The sequence below is a fragment of the Ketogulonicigenium vulgare WSH-001 genome, from assembly GCF_000223375.1.
Classification (GTDB): Bacteria; Pseudomonadota; Alphaproteobacteria; order Rhodobacterales; family Rhodobacteraceae; genus Ketogulonicigenium; species Ketogulonicigenium vulgare.
Genome location: NC_017384.1, coordinates 1,125,195 through 1,143,746, shown reverse-complemented (window position 1 = coordinate 1,143,746; position 18,552 = coordinate 1,125,195). Strand labels below are relative to the sequence as shown.

Below are 18,552 nucleotides of genomic sequence, written 5' to 3'. Positions count from 1 at the left end.
CAGCGAATGGGTTACGCCGCCCTTTCTGAGCGAAACCAGTTATAGGCGTCAAGCGCCGCCTCGCGCCCGCCGCGCAGGCGCTCGTCGCTGGCATCCTCGCGCCAATGTCGGGCGACATGCCAATCGGTCGGCAGGCTATCGTGATAGGCGATCGCCTCGGGGGCGGCAGAGCCATCAAACCCGGCCAACCATTTGCGCCGATAAATCCCTTTTTTATCAAATTCTTCCGCCTGTTTTACCGGATTGAAAATCCGGAAATAGGGCGAGGCATCGGGGCCGCATCCCGCCACCCATTGCCAGTTCATCGCATTGGCGGCGGGGTCCCAATCGGTCAGGCTATCGGCAAAATGCTGTAGCCCCAAACGCCAGTCGGTCATCATATGTTTCGTCAGCCAGCTTGCGACGACCATGCGGACGCGATTATGCATCCGCCCCGTCACCCGCATTTCGCGCAGGCCTGCATCCACCAGCGAAATGCCGGTCGCGGCCTGCTCCCAGCGCGACAAGGCGGATGTGCGCTGTTGCCACGGGAATTCTGACCATTCCTGCCGCCAAGGCTGTGTCGGCAAATCAGGGTTGGCGATCAGCAAATGCCAGGAAAACTCGCGCCAGATCACTTCGGACAGGAATTTCGTGATCCCGGGGGCAAGGGCGGGTTCGGCTGCTGCGCGCAACGAGGCAATCGCCCAGATCCGGCGCGGGCTGATTTCGCCCAGTGCCAGATGTTCGGACAGGTTGGATGTGGCGGGTTGATCGGGGTGATCGCGCCCCGCCGGATAAACCGCCGCTTGGTCAAGGAAGGTGTCAAGCCGCGCCTCGGCCTGCTGCGCGCCGGCGGGCAGGGCAAATTTTGCCAGCAAGGCGCGGCCACGATGCATATCTGGTGCCAGATCAAGCGTCTCGATCGCCAGGCCCTGATGGTCGTCGGCGCAAGGCGTAATCCGTGCAGGCGCATCGCGACCCGGCCGATCCGCGCCATGTTGGCGCAAAGCCCGCGCAAAGGGTGTATACACGCGATAGGGCGTGCCCGCCCCGCTGCGCAACATGGCCGGATGGGCCAGCAGATGGCCGCCGTGCAATTCCAATCCGGCCCCAAGGGGGGCCAGGGCCGCGCGCAATCTGTCTTGCACAGCCCGCATCCCTGCTGTCGGCCAGTCCGATTGGTGAATGCGCTGCGCCCCCGTGTTTTGGACCAGCGCAGGCAAAATGCGGTCGGGCTCGCCGCGCAGCACCAACACGCCGCGCCCGCCGGTGCGTTTGCGCAGGGCCGCATCAAAGGCGCGCAGGGCCTGTTCCAACCGCCAGCGACTGGCGGCGCCTTGGCTCATCAACAGATCATCAACGCAGAACACGGCCAGCAGCGGGCCATCCGTGCAGGCAGCGGCCAGTGCCGGATTATCCGCGAAACGAAAGTCGCGGCTTAGCCAGAATAGCCCCGGCGCGGTCATGATTGCGCCTCTGCGGTATGGGACAGTTCAAATTGCACGACATCCATACGGGCAGCGGCAAAGGCGGCGGCGCATCCCTCGAGGTAGAATTGCCAGCCGCGCAAAAACCGAGAGCTATAACCAAGCTGTTGCAAGCGTTCGGTTTTATCCTGTAACTGCGCCCGCCACATCCGGCAGGTCAGCGCGTAATCGGCCCCAAAGTCATGCTGCGCCCGCAGGCTGAGACCCGCGCCGGCTGCATCGCGCATGATGGTCGCATTGCACGGCAGCACGCCCCCTGACATCAGATGCTGTCGAACAAGGTCGGCCCGGCTGCGGTGCATGGAAAACTCTGCATCAGGCACCGTCACCGACTGCACAATCGCACGGCCACCGGGGGCGAGGTTGGCCTTGATCAGGCTAAAGAATGCGGGCCAGTCGCGTTCCGGCAGCGTCTCTAGCGCCTCGATCGCGACGATATTGTTGAAGGCGCCATAGCTTTGCGGGTGACGAACCGCGCGGGCGAGAGGTTGCAGCGCAACCTGTGCCCGGCCATCCAGACGCGCATCGGCATAGCCCTTTTGCGCGGCATTTCCGGCCAATGTCGTCACGTGATAGCCGCTGCCGGCTGCGGCCTCGGCAAAGGAGCCCCACTGACCGCTGATGTCCAGCAGGCGCTTTCCAGGGGACAGGCGGCTGATAATACGTGCGTTTTTGCGCGCCTGAGCCGCGGCCAGATCATCCCCTTCGGCAAAAAGCGCGCCCGACAGCGACATGCCGGGGTCCAGCCAAAGCTGGAAAAACTCGTTTCCTGCCCAGCCGGGCGCGCGTGTCGCACGCCGCAGCACGCGGCCCGCAAGGCGTCCGCGCAGCGCGGAAAAGGGGCCGGGGGCGCTCCAATCCGGGGCGGCGTTGCGCAGCATCAGCGCCAGCACGTTTTCCAAGGACGAGCCATGCCACTGACCGTTGATCCAAGCCTCGCCCAGACCCACATTGCCGCGCGCGGCAAGGCGCGCCAGCACCGACCAGTCGCGGATTTCGATATCCGCCTCGGGCCCGGTCGAGCCGAATTGATACTGCTGCCCCTCGGGTGTGCGCAGATGCAGGCGGCCATGCTCCAACCCTTCGAGCGCGACCAGATGGCGGGTGCGGGTAATTTGGGTCATTGGCTGATCTCATGCGTCGGAGGAGGGGGAAGTTTGCGCCATTTCGCGCCTTTCAGGCGCAGGCGGATCGCGTGCCAGAGGATGAGGAACGACACGCGCAGCGCGCCGCCCGGCCGGGCGAGGGCGGATTGCAGGATCACGCGGGCCGTCAACGGCTGGAACCTGCCCGTCAGCCCCGCATCCAGACCGTTCTCACCGTCGATCTGCTGGATGCGGATCGCCACACGGTCGGGTTTTAGACTGAAATTAAAGAAATACTGCCCGCGCACGTCTTGGAAGGGCGAGACATAGAATATCTTTTCCGCCGTGATCTGCGTGTTGGCCGTCATCGGCGCGAATTGGTCCAGATGGCACAGATAGCTGTGGCGCTGGCCAAAGGTATTATTCACCTCGGCAATGACCGCGACCAGCGTATCGTCCTGCAGCACCATCCAAAAGCTGACCGGGTTGAACCCATAGCCCAGGAATCGCGGCTGGGTCATAAAGGCCAGCACCATATCGGGGGTGCGGGTCAGGCCAGAATCGGTGAGCTTTTCCCAGGCCCAAGCTGCGCCTGTGCCCGTGCCGCGCACGCCGCCATGATCGCTGTCGTAAAACGAAAACAGGTTAAAGCGGTTGCGGCTGAAAAAGGCAGGGGGCTGGTGTGTCACTTCGGGTGCGAACAGCAGGTAATCGACCCGATAGCGGAAGGCGTGATGCAAGCCGCCGCGCCGGGCATGGCCGACATGGGCGCGCATATGCAGCAGCGCCCCATCGGCCAGTCGCGCGGCAAGCGTGGCTGTCATAATGTGACCCCATGCGGCGCAAGGCGGCGCGCCACGCGCATGGCGCTGGCACAGCCATCCTCGTGAAAGCCGTTGCGCAGCCATGCGCCCGTGAACCATGTGTGGTTCTGGCCTTGCAGCGCCGCAATCTCGGACTGCGCAGCAAGGGCGGCGGTGTCAAAGACGGGATGGCGGAACACAGCCTCGTCGTAGATCTCTGCCTCGGGGATCGGTGTTTCGGGGTTCAGCGTGACGAACATCGGATCATCCTGCGGCAGGCCTTGCAGGCGGTTCATCCAATAGCTGATGCTGACCTGACGTTCCGCGTCCATGGCGCGATCGGTACGGTAAACCCATGCGCTCCAGCAGCTTTTGCGCTTGGGCATGACGCCGGTATGGCGATGCAGTACGGCACGATTGGGCTGGAACTGGATCGCACCTAGCGCGCGGCGCTCGGCCTCGGTCGGGGCGGTGAGCAGCGCCAGCGCCTGATCGGCGTGGCAGGCAAAGATCACCTGATCGAATTCCATCGCGCCATCGCCATGGGTCGAAAAGGTGACGCCGTTTGCGCCGCGCGTCACGGCGCGAATGGGCGTATTTTGCCGCAGCACCACGCCCGCGGTTTGCAGTGCGGCCGTCAGGCGACTGACATAGGCGATGCTGCCGCCATCCACCGTCCACCACTGATGCTGCCCACCCGCAGATAACAGTGCGTGATTGCGCAAGAACCGCAGCAAAGCCTCGGCCGGGAAATCGCCGATCTGGCCGCGCGGTGTCGACCAGATCGCACCGCATAGCGCATAAAGGTAATGGGCGCGGAACCGATCACCCAGCTGCATGATGTCAATCAGGCCCGCGATGCTCAGGCCAGGATTTGCGGTGATCACCGCCTCGGCCCGTGCGTTAAAGCGCAGGATATCGAACAGCATCCCATAAAAGCGCGGATCGGCCATATTGCGGCGCTGGCCAAAGATGCTGGCCAGCGTATCCATCGCAAATTCAACGCGCCCGCCGTCCAGCGAGACGGCAAAGCTCATATTGCTTTTCTTGACCGGCACATCCAGCGCGTTGAAAAGGGCGGTCAGATGCGGGTAATTGGCATAGTTAAAGACGATAAATCCGGTATCCACCGCCACATCGCCGCGCTTGCCCGCCATCACCGTGCGGGCATGACCGCCAAGACGATCCTCCGCCTCGAATACGGTCACGTGATGATGGCGCGACAGGAAATAGGCCGATGACAGACCAGAGATCCCACCGCCGATAACGGCAATCCGTTGCGGGGCACCTTTGCTTGCATCAAACGGCATGGTGGGTCCTATCTTGCTATTTGATGTTTATACGTCACGCCGTGCCGCTTGGATCAGAAGAAATCTTTGCCTTTTTTGATCCGCCTGCGCGGCGGGGGCGTAGACAGTGTATGACGTTACAGCTCGCCATGGACATTATTGTCTTACAGCCGCACGATATGGACTTGCTCCCCGCGCGATCGCGGGGGATCATCGCCCCCATGACCGATCTTGCGACTGCGCAAACGCCTCCCTATTCGACGCTGACGGCCGCACTGCTTGCCGTGCGTGATCAGCGTGACCGTGCAGCCTTTGGCCTGCTGTTCGACCATTTCGCGCCGCGGCTAAAGGCGATGTTGCTGCGCGGCGGGCTGCGCGATGGCAGCGCCGATGATGTCGTCCAAGATGTGATGCTGAACGTCTGGCACAAGGCGGCGCAATTTGACCCCGCCCGGGCCGAGGCGTCGGCCTGGATCTATCGCATCGCCCGCAACCGGCAGATTGACCTGTCGCGGCGCAAACCGCTGCCGCTGCCCGAGTTGCTGGTGGTGACCGAAACCCGCACCGATGACGCGACATTTGCCCTGTCGCTGCGCGAAGAGGCCGCTTTGCTGCATGATGCGCTGGCGCAACTGCCGCCCGAACAGCAAGGCGCGATCCGCCAAGCCTATGTCGACGACCTTCCCCATAGCCAGATCAGTGCGATCTCTGGTCTGCCGCTTGGTACGATCAAATCGCGGATCCGACTTGCGCTTGAGCGCCTGCGCCACGAGTTGCGAGATCTAAAGCCATGACCGCGATTACGCATCATATCTCTGACGCCTTGCTGCGTGATTATGCCGATGGCCGCCTGTCCCATGCGTTCAGCGTGGCGATTGCGGCGCATATTTCCCTTTGCGACGAATGCCGCGCGCAAATCGAGGCTACCGATATGCTGGGCGGCGCCGTGCTGGACGGCTTGGATCAGGCGCCGGTCGGGGCTGATCTGCGCGCGCGGATGATGGATGCGCTGGACTTGCCACCGCCCGTTGGACGGCTAGAGCAGATCCGCAGTTCCGGTATTTTCCCCGAACCCGTCATGCGCGAGCTGGGTGGCAACCCTCCCAAATGGAGCATGCTGGGCGGCGGCATCCGCCAGCAGATCCTGTCGGCGGACGAGGGCGGCTCGCTTAGGCTTTTGTATATTCCACCGGGCGCTGCGGTGCCGGAACACGGCCACGGCGGGCTCGAGCTGACGCTGGTGTTGCAGGGCAGTTTCTCGGATGTGCTGGGCCGGTTCGGGCGCGGCGATGTCGAGGTGGCGCATGACGACGTCGATCACCAGCCGATTGCCGATCCGGGGCAGCCTTGCATCTGCCTTGCTGCAACGGATGCGCCTTTGCGGTTTTTCTCATTCCTTCCAAGGCTTTTGCAGCCGCTGTTTAGGATCTAGATCATGTCATTCTTTGCCGGAAAGCGGATTTGGGTTATCGGCGCCAGCGCCGGCATTGGCGAGGCGATGGCGCGCGCGCTGCAAGCCCAAGGCGCGCAGTTGATCCTGTCCGCACGCAGCGCAGATGTGCTGCGGCAGAATTTCCCTGATGCGCAAGTGCTGCCGCTTGATCTGCTTGATCCGGCGAGTCTGCCCGCCGCCTGCGCGCAAGTGACCGCGCCGCTCGATGCAGTGATTTGCACCGCCGCGCTTTATGATCCCGCGCCTGTGGCGCAGCTTGACCCCGATCGCACGGCGGATCTGGTGCGCGTCAATGTGCTGGGCACGCTGGATGTGGCGCGGCTATGTCCGCCACTGCTGCGCGATGGCGGTCAGTTGGTGCTGTTCGGATCGGTCGCTGGTTATCTGGGGCTGCCGAACGGCCAAGCCTATTCCATGACCAAAGCGGCCGTGAACAATCTGGCCGAAACGTTGCGCGTCGAACTTGCCCCCCGCGTTGATGTGCGGCTGGTCTGTCCCGGTTTTGTCGCCACGCGCATGACGGCCCGCAACGACTTTCCAATGCCTGGCATCATCACGCCCGAAAAAGCCGCCCAGCTGACGCTGCGCGGCCTGCAATCGAAAGCGTTCGAGATTCATTTCCCCAAACACATCACCTTTGCGCTGAAAGCGCTGGCGATGATGCCGTATTTCATCGCCTTTGCCGTCACGCGCCGGATGAAGCTTTAGGCCAGCTTGCCGCTGAACACCGCAACACCGACCCAAGCCGAAAATCCGGTCAGCAGCGTGCCCCAAGTCAGATCGACCGCGACCTGATGCCAGTGCCAGTCCTGCAGCGTCGCGTAATTGGTGAATTCATAGGTGCCATAGGCCAGCAGACCCAGGATCAATCCGCTGATCAATGCCTGCATCGGCGCGCCTGCACGCAGCGCGGGCAGGGACACCAGATAGATCACGCCCGCCACATAGCCCAAATAGAACAGCGCCGCGGGCACCACGCGCAGCGGATCGGCGAACAGATGGCCGATATGGCGCGCAAACAGCGGCTGGATCATCCGGGTAATGCCGATCGCATCAAGGCCCAGAAAGACCACTGCCGTCACAAGGTATAGCCCAATCACCTGTCCCATATCCGCCTCCGCTGCTGGGTTGGTTTTGCTTGTATTACGGCGCGGGCGGCAGGCTGGATCACAGTCTATGTCACCAGACGCCTAAAAATTGATCGTCATATGCCGATCTGCCCATTCTCCTGCCTTCGCATTCGCGTTACAAAGGTAAATCAGTTGCGTTGTCCCAAAGCCGCGACTATCGCGTGGCCAGTCTGTTTTGCCAGTCCCCTTTGCAGGAGTTGTCCCTGATGAAATCCCTTACCAGCCTTTCGGCCATTGCGATTGCGCTCAGCGCGGGCATGGCCCAAGCCCAGACCCTGACCATCTCGTGGTGGGGCTATAACGGCGACAAGCTTGACGCGAATATCATCCAGCCGTTCAAGGAAATCTGCGGCTGCGACATCGTGTTCGAGACCGGCAACAACGCGGACCGTCTGGGCAAACTGGCTGCCCGCGGCGGCGCAGGCATCGACGTGATCTATCTGGCGGATTCGTTCTCGCAAACCGGGATCGAGCAGGGCCTGTTCCAAGAGATCGACGCCAGCCGTCTGCCGAACCTGGAAAACATCTACGATCTGGCCCGTAATCCCCAAGGTCCCTACGGCCCGGCTTACACCATCGGCCGCGTCGGCGTCGTCTATGATTCGGCCCGTACCGAGCCGCTGACCTCGTGGAACGATCTGTGGCGTGCCGATCTGGCGTCGTCGGTGACGCTGCCGGGGATCACCACTACCGCTGGCCCGATGGTCGTCATGCTGGCTGGCCAACATGCAGGCGTTGACGCTTTTGCGGATGCCGACGGCGCATTCGCCGCGATCGAGACGCTGAAGGCGAACTCGGCTAAGAACTACAACACCGGTTCGGAAATGGTGAACCTGATCTCGACCGGCGAAGCGTCGGTCGCAGTTGCACAGGACTTTACCTTTGCCTCGCTGCAAGCCGCTGTTCCGACGATGGTTTGGGCTGATCTGGCTGAGGGCGATATTGCCACGCTGAACACCGTCAACATCCCCGTTGGCGCAGAAAACACCGATCTGGCCTACCAGTTCATCGACTTCATCCTGTCGCAGGAAGTGCAACAGATCAACGCCGAGCAGGGCGTCGATGCGCCCGTCAACACCGGTGTTACGCTGACCGACGAACAGGCCGCGGCCTGGACTTACGGCGCGGATGCGATTGCATCGCTGAACCGTGTGGATTATGCGCAGATGAACGCCGCTAAAGGCGACTGGATCGAACGCTGGAACGAAATCTTCGGCATGTAAGACGCCGAAAATTATGATACGACGTGGGTGCCCCTTTGGGGCACCCTTTCATTTAGGAAGGACCACGAATGTCCAATCGCCTTCGCGCTTGGCTGCTCAGTGTGCCGGCATTGCTGCTGGTGTTGCTGTTCCTTGGCTGGCCAGTTCTGGCCACGCTGGGGACATCATTTGAACATGCCACGAATTTCTTCGGCAATTATGTTCAATTCTTCAATTCGAACCTGCGGCGCACCGTTCTGATGCGCACGTTCGAGATTGCGGCAATTACCACGGTAATCTCGGTTGTTATCGGCTTTGCGACCGCTTGGGTCGTGGCGCGCGCGCCTGCAAAGCTGAAAAGCCTGATGATCATCGCGGCTGTTTTCCCGCTGCTGACCGGCGTTGTTGTGCGATCCTTCGCATGGCTGGTGCTGCTGGGGCGCAACGGGATCGTGAACAACACGCTGATGAACACCGGTATCATCAACGAGCCTTTGACGATGCTTTATACCAAAGGCGCGGTCATCTCGGCGATGGTCTATCTGTTCGTGCCGCTGATGATCCTGACGCTGGTTGGCGTATTGGAAAGCATTCCCAAGGACTTGACCGAGGCTTCTGCCTCGCTGGGTGCAAAGCCCGGCGCGACTTTCCGTCAAGTGATCCTGCCGATGGCCGTGCCCGGCCTGATCGTGGGCGCGGTGCTGGTCTTTACCGGCGCCTTCACCTCTTATGCCACGCCACAGCTTTTGGGGGGCGAGCGTCAGATGATGATGGGCACCTTCTTGCAACAGCGCGCGATGGTGATGTTCGACTGGGTCGGCGCCTCGACGATTGCGGCCATTATGGTCGTCATCACGCTGATTACTGTTCTGGCGATGTCGCGACTGGCGCGTCGTCTCAATCCGGTGGCCGCTTGATATGACACAAAAAGTCCATCCGCTTCTGATCGCTTTCACGGTGATCGTGTTTATCTTCCTGCTCGCGCCGCTGATCATCATCCTTGGCGCGGCGGTGTCGGATACGACCTATCTGACCTTCCCGCCGCAGGGGTTCACGCTGCATTGGTTCCAGAACGCCTTTGATATCTCTGCCTTCCGGCGCACGGCGATCACCTCGTTCACGCTGGCGATCGTCGGCACCGGTATCTCGATGTTGATCGGTATTCCGGCGGCCTATGCGCTGGCGCGTTACCGTGTGCAGATCCCGAAATTCCTTGGCAATATCTATGTGCTGCCGATCCTCATCCCCGAGATCGTGCTGGGCTTTTCGCTGATGAAATCGGTCGCCATCGGGGCAAATGTGCCGCTGATGACCGTGCTGGTGCTGGCCCATGCGCTGATCGTGCTGCCCTATTGCGTGCGCGTCGTCGGCGCCTCGCTGAACAGTTTCGACTTTTCGATCGAAGAAGCAGCCGTCAGCCTTGGTAGCCCGCGCTGGAAATCCTTTTTCACCGTCGTTCTCCCTAACATTCGCGCGGGAATCATTGCAGGTTTCATTCTGGCGTTCATCACGTCGCTGAATGATGTCTCTGTCTCGATCTTCCTGACGGGGCCTGGCGTGTCGACGCTGCCGATCCAATTGCTTGCGCATATGGAACAGTTCTTCGACCCGACCATTGCTTCGGTTTCCGTATTGTTGATGTTCGTCACCGTCATTGTCATGGCACTTGTCGAACGCACCCTTGGCCTGACATTCCTGACAAAATGACCGTATCCCTGACCCTAGACCGCATCTCCGCCCACTACGGCACCACCAAGGTGCTGGAGGATCTGTCCCTGCACGTCAAAGAGGGCGAGCTTGTCTCGCTGCTTGGCGCCTCGGGCTGTGGCAAAACGACAACCCTGCGCCTTGTGGCTGGTTTCCTGGAACCCAGCGGCGGCACGATCAAACTGGGCGAGCGTGACCTGACGCGTCTGCCGGCCCATGCGCGCGATATCGGGCTGGTGTTCCAGACCTATGCCCTGTTCCCGCACCTCTCGGTGCGCGACAACGTCGCCTTTGGCCTGAAACAGCGCGGCATCCCCGCGGCCGAGCGTAAGCGCCGCGCCGATGAGATGGTCGAGCTGGTGGGCCTGACCGGCTTTGCCGACCGTTACCCCGCGAATCTGTCGGGCGGTCAGCGTCAGCGTGTTGCGCTGGCGCGCGCGCTGGTCATCCAGCCGCCGCTGCTGATGTTCGATGAGCCGCTGTCGAACCTTGATGCGAAACTGCGCGTCGATATGCGGGTCGAAATCCGCCGCCTGCAGCAGGCGAATGGCACCACCGCCCTCTATGTGACGCATGATCAGGAAGAGGCCTTCTCGATCTCGGATCGCGTCGCGATCATGAACAAGGGCCAGATCATGCAGCTGGATGCACCCGAAGTGCTGTATTCCAAGCCTGCAAACGCCTTTGTCGCGAAATTCGTAGGCTTTGAAAACCTGCTGAAGATGACCGTCGTGTCCGAAGACAGCACTGTCGTCCGTGCCGAGGCGGAAGGCGGTATGATCGTTGACCTGCCCAAAGCCCGCTTTGCGGTGCCCGGCAAGCAGTTCATTCTGGCCACGCGTCCCGAAGGTCTGATCGCCACGCCCGCCGTGGGCCAGCCCATTGGCACCGGCCTGCCGGTCACGCTGGGTCTGCGCACCTATTTGGGCCGCGCCTATCAATACCAATGCGCAACGCCCGCCGGTCAGATCACCGCGAATGGCCCGCTGGCCGCGCCGTATGAGCTTGGCACCGCCGCCATTTTGGTGCCTGACGCCGATCAATGCTGCCTGCTGCCGGTCGAAGGCTGATGTCGGCAGAGGTTCTGGCGCATATCGACGCCACTTTGGATCAGCGGCTGCAGTCGCTGTTCCAACTGATCCGGATACCGTCGGTTTCGACCGATCCGGCCTATGCGGATGATGTGGCGCGCTGCGCTGCATGGCTGGTGAACACGCTGCGCGAGATGGGGGCCGAGGCCTCTGTCCGCGAAACCGCCGGTCATCCGATGGTCGTGGGTCATCTGCCGGGCCCTGCGGATGCGCCGCATGTGCTGTTCTATGGCCATTACGACGTACAGCCCGCCGATCCGCTGGATCTGTGGAACAGCGACCCGTTTGAACCTGTTCTGGTCAAATCGGGGGACGAGACCCATATCGTCGCGCGCGGCGCATCGGACGACAAAGGCGCGCTGATGACCTTTGTCGAGGCTTGCCGCGCCTATATCGAGGTCAAAGGCGCCTTGCCCTTGCGCGTCTCGTTCCTGTTCGAGGGCGAGGAGGAAAGCGGCTCGCCCTCGCTGGCGGGTTTCTTGGAAAGCGCCAAGGACGAGCTGGACTGCGATCTGATCCTTGTTTGCGACACCGATATGTGGGGCAGCGACACGCCTGCGATCACCACCAGCCTGCGCGGCCTTGTCGGGCAGGAGTTGACGGTGACAGCGGGCGACCGCGATCTGCATTCGGGCATGTTCGGCAATGCGGCGACGGTTCTGGCCCAAGCGCTGGCCAGCCTGCGTGCGCCTGATGGTTCGGTCACCATCGCCGGTTTCTATGACGATGTGCAAATGCCGCCCGATGATCGCCGCGCCCAGTGGGCCGCGCTGCCGTTTGACGCGACGGCGTTCCTTGGCGGTGTCGGCCGTTCGGTGCCGGCGGGCGAGGCGGATTATTCCGTCATCGAACAGATCTGGGCCCGCCCGACCTGCGAAGTGAACGGTATCTGGGGCGGTTATACCGAACCCGGCTTCAAGACCGTGATCCCCGCAAAGGCACATGCCAAAGTCTCGTTCCGCTTGGCGGCGGGGCAGGACCCGGTGAAAATCCGCGACGCGTTCCAAGCGCATATCCGCGCCCAGATGCCGGGCGATTGCACGGTGGAATTCACCGATCACGGCCTGTCACCTGCTTGGGCGGCGTCTGCGGATAACCCTTACCTTGCGCCTGCGCTGGACGGCCTTGCGCAGGAATGGGGCAGATCCACCACTTGCGGCACCGGCGGCACCATTCCGATCATTGGTGCGCTGAACGGCATCCTGGGTGTCGATGCGCTGCTGGTGGGCTTTGCCCGCTTTGATAACCGCATCCATTCGCCGAATGAAAAGTATGACTTGTCGAGCTTTCACAAAGGGATGCGGTCCTGGGTTAATGTGATGGATAAGCTGGGACAGGTCTAACGCAGCTCTTCCTCGACCACGGCACACCACCATGCGACGCCTGCCGGAATGCAGGCGTCGTTAAAGTCATAATTGGTGCCGTGATGCTGGCCGCCCGGCCGCATTGGCCCCATGCCCAAATGCACATAGCAGCCCGGCACGCGCATCCCGAATTCCGAAAAATCATCGCCCGCCATCACCGGATCAATCGCGGTGATCACCGCATCCTCGCCCAGTGCGCGGGTAATGGCGCGGCGGGCGACCTCGGTCGGGGCGGCTTCGTTCACCACGGCAGAAATCCCGCGCGTATAACGGACATCCACCGCGATCCCGAGGCTGGCGGCAATGCCCTGCGCATGGCGAGCGATCGCCTCTTCCAGATAGGTCCGGACGCCCTCGTCATAGCTGCGGGCGGTGCCGCCGATGGTGGCCTCGGCGGGAACGACGTTCAGCGCTTCGAAATCGCCCGCCTGCATGGCGCAGGCGCTGATGACGGCGGTTTTCAGCGGGTTCACCTCTTGCGCGACGATATTGTGGACCTGCGCCAGAAACAGCCCCGCCGCCGTCATCGCGCTGCGCCCGTTATGCGGCTTTGCGCCATGCGTGCCGATGCCGCGGAAGGTGACCCACCAGCGGTCCGAGCTGGCAAGCTGCGGGCCTTCAACCGCCGCGATATGGCCCAGCGGCATATCGACCGCATTATGAAGGCCGTAAGCCGCATCGACCGGAAAGCGGTCAAAGAACCCGTCGCGCACCATCGCCGCGCCGCCGCCGCGGCCTTCCTCGGCGGGTTGAAAGACGAAATGGACGGTGCCGGAAAAGTCGCGCTGCGCCATTGCCTCGGCCGCGCCCAGCAGCATGACCGTATGGCCGTCATGGCCGCAAGCATGCATCTTGCCGGGGCTTTGGCTGGCATAGGGCAGGCCGGTCACTTCCGTCATCGCCAGCGCATCCATATCGGCGCGCAGCAAGATCGCGCGATTGCCGGTACCCTTGCGCAGGGTGCCGACGACGCCAGTGCCGCCCAAACCGCGCGTGACCTCTAGCCCCGCAGCCTCCAGCCTGCGCGCGACGATATTCGACGTGCGATGCTCTTCGAACCCCAGCTCGGGGTGGGTATGCAGATCGCGGCGCAGCGCGGTCAGATCGGCATGGGTATCGGGTGAAATCATCTGGGGTTTAAGGGCTGTCATGGTATGGGCCTTTCCTTTCCTTGCATGTTAATGAGGGCCAACCCGAGTGCAAGGAGAGCGCGGATGCGCATTGATGTCTGGCAGCAGCTTTACACCGATTTGACGGGCGGCGTGCAGGCCGATCAGGAAACTTTCGCGGTGCCCTTGGGGCAGCAGCAGATCCTGTTGCCGATCCGCACTTTGCCTGATGGGCGCGGGGTTGCCTCGCTTATCCTGAACCAAGCCTCGTTCGCGGTGCTGGATGCGCTGGCGGATGCGGTCGCCGCGCAGCTTGCCCCCTTGCAGCCCGATGTGGTGGTCGCCGTCCCGACGTTGGGCCTGCCTTTGGCCGAGGCTGTCGCGCGGCGTTTGGGTCATAACCGTCTGGTCCCTTTGGGATATTCGCGCAAATTCTGGTATGACGAGGCGCTATCGCTGCCGCTGTCCTCCATCACGACGCCGGGCGGCGGCAAAAGGATCTATATCGACCCGCGTATGGTGCCGCTGCTGGCAGGTCGGCGCGTGGTGGTGGTGGATGATGTGCTGTCATCGGGCGCATCCATCGCGACGGTGCTGCAATTGCTGCAGATCGCGGGCGTGCGGCCCCTCGCGGTCGGGGCGGCGATGTTGCAGGGCGAGGCGTGGCGCGCCCGTCTTGATCTGCCGGTGATGGGGGCGTTCAGCACCCCCATCTTGCAGCAAACGCCCGCTGGCTGGCAGGTTACCTGACGGTTTTGCGGATATCGCCTGTAGTGCCGTCGCAAATGCCCATATCGGTGACATGCGGGCCGGGGTTGCAGGCGAGCGACGCCCCCACGAGCGCCTTGAATGTGCGCAGGGGCGGCAGCCAATCGGCCACCTGATCCGCCGCATCGCGCAGGGCCGCAAGGGCCGCGCCGACATCGGCGGTCTCTGTATCCGACAGCAGCCCGCAGACCGGCAGCGGCAACAGGCCGATGACCTTGCCGCCTTTGGCCACGGCCATACCGCCACCGCAGGCGATCAGCGCATTGGCCGCCGCCGCCATATCGACGGGATCGGCGCCAAAGACGTTCAGATTGTGGCTGTCATGCGCGATAGTCGTCGCAATCGCGCCCGTCCAGCTGCCCCATTCTTGCAACAGGCCCACCATGGGCGTGGGGTCCGCCAACCCGTGACGATGGACAACGGCCATGCGCAGCAGATCGGCGGGCACTTGAACAATGCCCTCCTCGACCTGCAGCGTGGCCTCGCCCCAGGCGGTAAAGCGCGGCTTGACCACGGTATTGACCTGCACCTGATCGCCAGCCGCGCGAATCTCGAAATCATCGGCGGTCAGCGGGGCAAGCTTCACCGTATCGGCAAAGGGCAGGGCAGCAGCGGGGTGTTCCGCGCGCAGCGCCACGCCGTCCCGCGCCACGATCCGGCCCGACGCCAGCACCACGCTGGCGCGGAAATCGCTAAGATCCCTGAATACCGCGATATCGGCGCGGCGACCGGGGGCGATGGCGCCCAGATCGGCACGCCCAAGGCGCATGGCCGCGTTCAGCGTCGCGGCGCGTAGTGCATCTACGGGTGCCATGCCATAGCCCACAAGGCGGCGCAGCACGTCATTCATGCCGCCCTTTTCCGCCAGATCATCGGGGAACACGTCATCCGTGCAGATCGTCAGTGTCTGCGGCAGATGCGGCAGCGTTTTCAGCACGGCAATGACGTCGGGCAGCACATAATCATGCGAGCCGCGCAGCTCGATCGTCAGGCCCGCGCGGATCTTTTGTAGGAAATCCACCGCGCCGGTGATCTCGTGATCGGATGAAATGCCAGCGGCGACAAAGCCTTGCAGCTCGGCATCCACCAGCCCGCGCCCATGGCCGCAGACCAGCTTGCCCGAGGCGAGCCCCGCATCAACAATCCCGCGCATCTTTGATGCCCGCGTCAGCACGCCGCGCATATCCATGACCTCGGCCACACCATAGATATCGGGATTGGCCAGCATCTGCTGCATTTCAGGCGGATCAAAGGTCGCGCCCGCACGCTCGATCCCCGGGGCGGATGGCACGCAGCTGGGCGCAAGGGTCAGCACCCGCAGATCAAGCCCGCGCGCCGCAGCGATCGCCCAATCGACGCCCGCAAGGCCCGCGACATTGCCGACTTCATGGGGGTCCCATACGACAGTGGTGGTGCCCTGCGGCACAACCGTCTGCGCATAGCGGCGCGGCGTGACCATCGAGCTTTCGATATGCATATGCGTGTCGATCAGGCCGGGGGCGATGAATTGCCCCGCCAAATCCACGACTTCGGTGGCGTCACCCCGCAGGCCGGGGGCGTGCACCGAGGCGATCAGCCCGCCGATGATGCCGATGTCCGCCGCATAAATCTCGGAGGTCGCGACATTGACCAATTGGCCGCCGACGAGCAGCAGGTCGAACGGCGCGCGGCCAAGCGCGGCGTCAACCGCGCGGTCGCGCAGGGCGGCATCGTTCAAATCTTGGGGTTCGCGGATCATGCTGCACCTTTTGCCATAGCGATCAGTGCGGCGTGGAAACGCGCGCGGATCTGATCGGCACGCGGGTTCACCGCCACGTGCATATTGGGGGTCGATTTATGGGCGCGCCACTCGATCACGGTCATGCCGCGCGTATGGGTGCCGTCTTCTTCGGCGTGCATCTGCACATGTTGCAGATCGCATAGGGTGGGATCGAGGATCAGCGCCGCCGCGACCGGATCATACAGCGCCATAGGTCGCGTGCCATTGGCAGCAATGCGGATATAGCCCTCGTAAATATCGGCCAGCAGTTGTGCGGCCTCGCCGGGGATCGCGCGCAAATCGGTCAGATCGTCCAGCGTCACGCAGACCTCGCGGCAGCATTCCAGGCCCACCATCACCAGATCGACACCGCCTTGCAGGGTCACATTGATCGCCTCGGGATCGACAGCGGCGTTGAATTCGGCCACCGCGCTGTGGTTGCCGCGCGCAAAGGCACCGCCCATCCAGATGACGCGCAGGCCGCGCGCCAGATCGGGATAGCGCTGTACCAGATGGGCGATATTCGTCAGCGGCCCAAGGGCCAGAACCTCGCGCCCGCCCGCTGCGATCCAATCGGCCAGCGCCGCAATCGCGTCCGTGCCAATGTCGCGGGTCTTTGGCGCGGGCAGGCGGCGACCGGCGGTTGGCATGCCGTCATCGCCCAGCACATAAGAGGCGGTATGCAGCGGCCCTTTCAGCGGTGCATCCGCGCCCGCATGGATCGGCATGGTCCAGCCGTATACATCCGCGCTGGCGCAAGCATTGGCGACGCCGCGATCCAGTTCCACATTTCCCGCCACAATCGACAGCGCGTCGACCTGCACGCCCTCGGCCAGACACAGTCCAATCGCGGCGAGGTCGTCAAACCCCATATCGGTGTCGATCCAAATGTGTTGCATGGCGGGGTCCTTTGCTGCGGCGAATAAAGCCAGCCTATAGGCCCCTTGGCGCATCGGCACAATTCCGCGTGGGTGGAAAAGCGGGGCCATGTTGTCCCACCGCTTGCGGCGGGCTAAACCTGCGCAAGGATGAGGGAAAGTGAATGCGCAAGTTGAAATGCACCAGTTGCGGCGGACGCCTGTCGCTGCAAACCAACGCAGATGGCCATGTGATTGGTCAGTGCAGCCATTGCGGCGGCGAATATGTGGTTGATGCAAAAAGCAAACAGCATGTGATCTTGGAACATCGCTTTCCCGATGGGCAGCCCGCGCGGGCGACCCGCCCGACGCGGCGCGCGGTGGTGGGCCTTGGTCTTGCCGCTGGCGGGATCATCGGATTTGGGGCGGCGCTGCAATTCCTAATGGGCGCCAGTCGTCCTGCGGCGGATGATCACCTGCGCGGCACCGCGGTCTTTAATGTCGGCGGTGAGGGCGCGGCCCCCGGCCAGTTCCGATCAGATGCGCAGAGCGTGATGGTTGATTCGCAAGACCGCGCCGTCGTTATGGATAGCGAAGAACGGTTCTATATTTTCGCCCCGGACGGCGCATTTTTGACCCATTTTCCGATGCCGGTGCAGGGCCGTTTGATGGCGGTGCTGGCGGCGGGCGATATTATCGTGAATGCGCAGAACCGCTTTCATCGCCTCGATCTCATGAATGGCCAGATCCTCGAGACGGTGGACGAGCCAAAGCGTGATTTCTGGGTGGCCAGCAGCGGATCTTGCCCGACGCCCGACGGCGGCTTTGCGACCTATACGATGGAAGATGCCGCCCGCGATAGCGCCACCTCAAGCCTGCCCGGCCCGGACGAGCTGCTGATCTTTGGCCGCGATATGAAACTGCGCCGTCGCCTGACGGGGCTGATGGCGCAGGCGCTGGCCGCCGATCCGATGATTGCGGATGCGCCGCGGGCCTCTAGCATCGTGATCGATGCAGCGGGCAGCATCTTTATCGACATCACCGCTGCGGGTGATCTGGACCCGCGCTGCGGCATTTTTGAGTTCAACGCGAACGGTGTTTTCCAGCGCCGTATCGCGATCGAACAGGCCTATTGGGGCCAGATTGCCGGCGCGCCTGATGGCAGCTTGTGGTATGCTGATCCGTGGATGTCCGCGCTGCAACAGGTCCATGCCGGCGGCGTGCGCAAGATTTATGCGCCCACAGCCGCGGGGCGCGAGATGCAGCTGGGTCAGCCCAATGCGATTGCCTTTTACAACAATGGCGATCTAGCGGTTCTGGGTATGTACAATCGCCTGATCCGCATGGTGCCGCCGCCGCTCTAGGCGGATGCGCTGTGCCGCGTAAATCTTTGGCGTCCCAACGGTCCCTATGCGCGCTGCGCCAGAGCAAAGGCAGCGGGACTTGAAAGGCCCGGGGGGTGCCCC

18 protein-coding genes are annotated in these 18,552 nt (G+C 62.7%); 10 read left to right on the top strand and 8 right to left on the bottom strand.

Features of this window, described 5'->3' with window-relative positions:
- Positions 1 to 11 precede the first annotated feature (11 nt).
- The 4 genes from KVU_RS05690 to KVU_RS05675 are packed head-to-tail and all read right to left on the bottom strand — an operon-like array spanning position 12 to position 4,667.
- Positions 12 to 1,448, bottom strand: coding sequence for a cryptochrome/photolyase family protein (locus KVU_RS05690; protein WP_013384387.1), 1,437 nt, complete (start codon positions 1,446 to 1,448; stop codon positions 12 to 14).
- On the bottom strand, positions 1,445 to 2,593 hold the full coding sequence (locus tag KVU_RS05685) for a class I SAM-dependent methyltransferase (protein WP_060486258.1): 1,149 nt from the start codon (positions 2,591 to 2,593) through the stop codon (positions 1,445 to 1,447). Before KVU_RS05685 ends, KVU_RS05690 begins: the two co-directional genes overlap by 4 nt.
- On the bottom strand, positions 2,590 to 3,378 hold the full coding sequence (locus KVU_RS05680) for a DUF1365 domain-containing protein (RefSeq protein ID WP_013384384.1): 789 nt from the start codon (positions 3,376 to 3,378) through the stop codon (positions 2,590 to 2,592). The genes KVU_RS05685 and KVU_RS05680 overlap by 4 nt, the downstream gene beginning before the upstream one ends.
- A complete protein-coding gene (locus KVU_RS05675) occupies positions 3,375 to 4,667 on the bottom strand; it encodes an NAD(P)/FAD-dependent oxidoreductase (RefSeq protein ID WP_013384383.1) in 1,293 nt (430 codons plus the stop codon). Before KVU_RS05675 ends, KVU_RS05680 begins: the two co-directional genes overlap by 4 nt.
- 200 nt (positions 4,668 to 4,867) lie before the next feature.
- On the opposite strand from KVU_RS05675, the gene KVU_RS05670 reads away from it, so the two are divergent.
- Genes KVU_RS05670 through KVU_RS05660 form a run of 3 tightly spaced genes read left to right on the top strand, consistent with a single transcriptional unit; the run spans position 4,868 to position 6,807 of the window.
- Positions 4,868 to 5,440: a sigma-70 family RNA polymerase sigma factor gene (locus KVU_RS05670; protein ID WP_013384382.1), complete on the top strand. Its 573-nt coding sequence runs from the start codon at positions 4,868 to 4,870 to the stop codon at positions 5,438 to 5,440.
- Positions 5,437 to 6,078 carry a ChrR family anti-sigma-E factor gene (locus tag KVU_RS05665; RefSeq protein WP_013384381.1) on the top strand — a complete coding sequence of 214 codons (642 nt, stop codon included), beginning with the start codon at positions 5,437 to 5,439 and terminating at the stop codon, positions 6,076 to 6,078. Before KVU_RS05670 ends, KVU_RS05665 begins: the two co-directional genes overlap by 4 nt.
- A gap of 3 nt (positions 6,079 to 6,081) precedes the next feature.
- Positions 6,082 to 6,807 carry an SDR family NAD(P)-dependent oxidoreductase gene (locus KVU_RS05660; RefSeq protein WP_013384380.1) on the top strand — a complete coding sequence of 242 codons (726 nt, stop codon included), beginning with the start codon at positions 6,082 to 6,084 and terminating at the stop codon, positions 6,805 to 6,807.
- Here the strand turns inward: KVU_RS05660 and KVU_RS05655 are convergent.
- Positions 6,804 to 7,208, bottom strand: coding sequence for a DUF2177 family protein (locus tag KVU_RS05655; RefSeq protein ID WP_013384379.1), 405 nt, complete (start codon positions 7,206 to 7,208; stop codon positions 6,804 to 6,806). The two genes, KVU_RS05660 and KVU_RS05655, sit on opposite strands and share 4 nt — an antisense overlap.
- Before the next feature lie 227 nt (positions 7,209 to 7,435).
- On the opposite strand from KVU_RS05655, the gene KVU_RS05650 reads away from it, so the two are divergent.
- The 5 genes from KVU_RS05650 to KVU_RS05630 all read left to right on the top strand — a co-directional run bounded on the left by KVU_RS05650 (position 7,436) and on the right by KVU_RS05630 (position 12,572).
- A complete protein-coding gene (locus KVU_RS05650; RefSeq protein WP_013384378.1) occupies positions 7,436 to 8,452 on the top strand; it encodes an ABC transporter substrate-binding protein in 1,017 nt (338 codons plus the stop codon).
- A gap of 68 nt (positions 8,453 to 8,520) precedes the next feature.
- Positions 8,521 to 9,348 (top strand): ABC transporter permease, encoded by an 828-nt coding sequence (locus tag KVU_RS05645; protein ID WP_013384377.1) that lies wholly within the window; start codon positions 8,521 to 8,523, stop codon positions 9,346 to 9,348.
- A gap of 1 nt (position 9,349) precedes the next feature.
- A complete protein-coding gene (locus KVU_RS05640) occupies positions 9,350 to 10,138 on the top strand; it encodes an ABC transporter permease (RefSeq protein WP_013384376.1) in 789 nt (262 codons plus the stop codon).
- A complete protein-coding gene (locus KVU_RS05635) occupies positions 10,135 to 11,208 on the top strand; it encodes an ABC transporter ATP-binding protein (protein WP_013384375.1) in 1,074 nt (357 codons plus the stop codon). The genes KVU_RS05640 and KVU_RS05635 overlap by 4 nt, the downstream gene beginning before the upstream one ends.
- Entirely contained in the window at positions 11,208 to 12,572 is a 1,365-nt protein-coding gene (locus KVU_RS05630) for a M20/M25/M40 family metallo-hydrolase (RefSeq protein ID WP_013384374.1), read from the top strand. Before KVU_RS05635 ends, KVU_RS05630 begins: the two co-directional genes overlap by 1 nt.
- On the opposite strand, the gene KVU_RS05625 is transcribed toward KVU_RS05630, so the two are convergent.
- Complete coding sequence (locus tag KVU_RS05625; RefSeq protein WP_014537756.1) at positions 12,569 to 13,744, bottom strand: amidohydrolase; 1,176 nt, start codon at positions 13,742 to 13,744, stop codon at positions 12,569 to 12,571. The genes KVU_RS05630 and KVU_RS05625 overlap by 4 nt on opposite strands.
- A gap of 63 nt (positions 13,745 to 13,807) precedes the next feature.
- Here KVU_RS05625 and KVU_RS05620 point away from each other — a divergent pair, with 63 nt between their 5' ends.
- On the top strand, positions 13,808 to 14,452 hold the full coding sequence (locus KVU_RS05620) for a phosphoribosyltransferase (protein WP_013384372.1): 645 nt from the start codon (positions 13,808 to 13,810) through the stop codon (positions 14,450 to 14,452).
- Here the strand turns inward: KVU_RS05620 and KVU_RS05615 are convergent.
- Positions 14,445 to 16,208, bottom strand: a complete 1,764-nt coding sequence (locus KVU_RS05615; RefSeq protein WP_013384371.1) for an adenine deaminase — start codon at positions 16,206 to 16,208, stop codon at positions 14,445 to 14,447. The genes KVU_RS05620 and KVU_RS05615 overlap by 8 nt on opposite strands.
- A complete protein-coding gene (locus KVU_RS05610; protein WP_065739351.1) occupies positions 16,205 to 17,128 on the bottom strand; it encodes a nucleoside hydrolase in 924 nt (307 codons plus the stop codon). Before KVU_RS05610 ends, KVU_RS05615 begins: the two co-directional genes overlap by 4 nt.
- A gap of 143 nt (positions 17,129 to 17,271) precedes the next feature.
- Here KVU_RS05610 and KVU_RS05605 point away from each other — a divergent pair, with 143 nt between their 5' ends.
- Positions 17,272 to 18,450: an NHL repeat-containing protein gene (locus KVU_RS05605; protein ID WP_013384369.1), complete on the top strand. Its 1,179-nt coding sequence runs from the start codon at positions 17,272 to 17,274 to the stop codon at positions 18,448 to 18,450.
- Positions 18,451 to 18,552 lie beyond the last annotated feature (102 nt).